This is a genomic window from Aestuariispira insulae (assembly GCF_003385955.1).
GTDB lineage: Bacteria > Pseudomonadota > Alphaproteobacteria > UBA8366 > Aestuariispiraceae > Aestuariispira > Aestuariispira insulae.
Genome location: NZ_QRDW01000028.1, coordinates 2,501 through 5,634 on the forward strand (window position 1 = coordinate 2,501; position 3,134 = coordinate 5,634).

At 52.8% G+C, this 3,134-nt stretch carries 1 tRNA gene and 2 rRNA genes (1 of these 3 cut by a window edge); all 3 read left to right on the forward strand.

Features of this window, described 5'->3' with window-relative positions:
• A 23S ribosomal RNA gene (locus DFP90_RS22385) occupies positions 1-2,593 on the forward strand; it begins 154 nt to the left of the window's first position.
• Between the two features lie 144 nt (positions 2,594-2,737).
• A 5S ribosomal RNA gene (gene rrf, locus DFP90_RS22390) occupies positions 2,738-2,853 on the forward strand.
• 189 nt (positions 2,854-3,042) lie between these two features.
• Positions 3,043-3,119, forward strand: a tRNA-Met gene (locus DFP90_RS22395).
• Positions 3,120-3,134: the final 15 nt, after the last annotated feature.

The window sequence follows — 3,134 nt, forward strand, 5'->3', positions numbered from 1 at the left end:
AATATATAGGGTGGGGAAGCAAACCCGGGGAACTGAAACATCTAAGTACCCGGAGGAAAGGAAATCAATTGAGACTCCCTTAGTAGTGGCGAGCGAACGGGGACCAGGCCAGTGGTTATATATCGTCAACTGGAACAGTCTGGAAAGTCTGACCATAGTAGGTGATAGTCCTGTACAGGTACAGGCGGTATATGATCCTTGAGTAGGGCGGAACACGTGAAATTCTGCCTGAATATGGGGCGACCATGCTCCAAGCCTAAGTACTCCTATGCGACCGATAGTGAACCAGTACCGTGAGGGAAAGGTGAAAAGCACCCCGATAAGGGGAGTGAAACAGACCCTGAAACCGGATGCCTACAAGCAGTCGGAGCGGACTTGATCCGTGACGGCGTACCTTTTGTATAATGGGTCAGCGACTTAATCTAACGAGCAAGCTTAAGCCGATAGGTGTAGGCGCAGCGAAAGCGAGTCTTAATAGGGCGTCTGAGTTCGTTGGATTAGACCCGAAACCGGGTGATCTAGCCATGGGCAGGCTGAAGATGCAGTAACATGCATTGGAGGGCCGAACCAGATAACGTTGAAAAGTTACTGGATGACCTGTGGTTAGGGGTGAAAGGCCAATCAAACCCGGAAATAGCTGGTTCTCCGCGAAAACTATTTAGGTAGTGCGTCATGTGTTTACCTTCGGGGGTAGAGCACTGGATGGGCTAGGGGGGCGCGAGCCTTACCAAACCTAACCAAACTCCGAATACCGAAGAGTACAGCATGGCAGACAGACTGTGGGTGCTAAGGTCCATAGTCGAGAGGGAAACAGCCCTGACCGCCAGCTAAGGTCCCTAAGTTATAGCTAAGTGGGAAAGGATGTGAGAAGGCCATGACAACCAGGAGGTTGGCTTAGAAGCAGCCATCCTTTAAAGAAAGCGTAATAGCTCACTGGTCTAAATAAGCCGTCTTGCGCCGAAGATGTACCGGGGCTCAAGCTATACACCGAAGCTGCGGATTCAGATCTTTGATCTGAGTGGTAGCGGAGCGTTCCGTAAGCCGCTGAAGGTGATCCGTGAGGGTTGCTGGAGGTATCGGAAGTGCGAATGCTGACATGAGTAGCGATAAAGAGTGTGAGAAACACTCTCGCCGAAATCCCAAGGGTTCCTGCGCAAGGTTAATCCACGCAGGGTGAGCCGGCCCCTAAGCCGAGGGCGAAAGCCGTAGGCGATGGGAACCAGGTTAATATTCCTGGGCCTGTTGGAATGTGACGGATGGCGTAAATTGTCTCCCCTTATCGGATTGGTGGAGGCAGTGAAGCTGTCCCAGGAAATAGCTCCAACTTTAGACCGTACCCGAAACCGACACAGGTGGGATGGTAGAGTATACCAAGGCGCTTGAGAGAACTGCGTTGAAGGAACTCGGCAAAATACTCCCGTAAGTTCGCGAGAAGGGAGACCCGTCTTTGGGCAACCAGAGGCGGGTGGCACAGACTAGGGGGTGGCGACTGTTTATTAAAAACATAGGGCTCTGCGAAGTCGTAAGACGACGTATAGGGTCTGACGCCTGCCCGGTGCCGGAAGGTTAAAAGGAGGTGTGCAAGCACCGAATTGAAGCCCCGGTAAACGGCGGCCGTAACTATAACGGTCCTAAGGTAGCGAAATTCCTTGTCGGGTAAGTTCCGACCTGCACGAATGGCGTAACGACTGCCCCACTGTCTCCAACGCAGACTCAGCGAAATTGAACTCTCCGTGAAGATGCGGAGTTCCCGCGGTCAGACGGAAAGACCCCGTGCACCTTTACTACAGCTTCGCAGTGGTATCAGAATTTATATGTGTAGGATAGGCGGGAGCCTTTGAAACCAGGCCGCCAGGTTTGGTGGAGGCATCCTTGAAATACCGCCCTTGTGACTTTTGATATCTAACCGCGGTCCGTTATCCGGATCCGGGACCCTGCGTGGTGGGTAGTTTGACTGGGGCGGTCGCCTCCCAAAGAGTAACGGAGGCGCGCGATGGTGGGCTCAGGCTGGTCGGAAATCAGCTGACGAGTGCAATGGCATAAGCCCGCCTGACTGTGACACCGACAGGTGGAACAGAGACGAAAGTCGGTCATAGTGATCCGGTGGTCCCGCATGGAAGGGCCATCGCTCAACGGATAAAAGGTACGCCGGGGATAACAGGCTGATACCCCCCAAGAGTCCACATCGACGGGGGTGTTTGGCACCTCGATGTCGGCTCATCACATCCTGGGGCTGGAGCAGGTCCCAAGGGTATGGCTGTTCGCCATTTAAAGTGGTACGTGAGCTGGGTTTAGAACGTCGTGAGACAGTTCGGTCCCTATCTGCCGTGGGTGTACGAGACTTGAGAGGAGCTGTCCCTAGTACGAGAGGACCGGGATGGACGCACCTCTGGTGGACCGGTTGTCACGCCAGTGGCACAGCCGGGTAGCTATGTGCGGAAAGGATAACCGCTGAAGGCATCTAAGCGGGAAGCCCCCCTCAAAACTAGGTCTCGCTGAGAACCGTGGAAGACCACCACGTTAATAGGCCAGGTGTGGAAGTGTGGTAACATATGAAGCTTACTGGTACTAATCATTCGATCGGCTTCAACACATCCTCGCCGCGCTCAGCAGCAAAAATCTCATGTTCAATACAAGCTCAGTCGCAGCTCAAAAAGCTCGACCAACTCAAAACACAAACGATCTCTTATGTGCTTCACTCAGTCTTATCAATGACTGACGTTATCTTGATCGATGACCTGGTGGTTATGGCGAGGGAAGATCCACCCGATCCCATCCCGAACTCGGAAGTGAAAGCCCTCTGCGCCAATGGTACTTCGTCTTAAGACGCGGGAGAGTAGGTCGCCGCCAGGTCTTCCATCAAGATAACTTACCTTCACGATAACCTATTCCTCCACTTCCCTCAGACATCTCTATAAATATATGCCTGATCGAAGTGCAATAAATTGGTGTGAAAACACTGAAAAGGGATAATACCCTTGTCGCGCCACCTGGCATTCCTTCGGAATAAATACGGTGGAGCGTCAAAAACAAAGTCTTTGACGCGGGATGGAGCAGCCCGGTAGCTCGTCAGGCTCATAACCTGAAGGTCGCAGGTTCAAATCCTGCTCCCGCAACCAAATAAAAACCCCCGC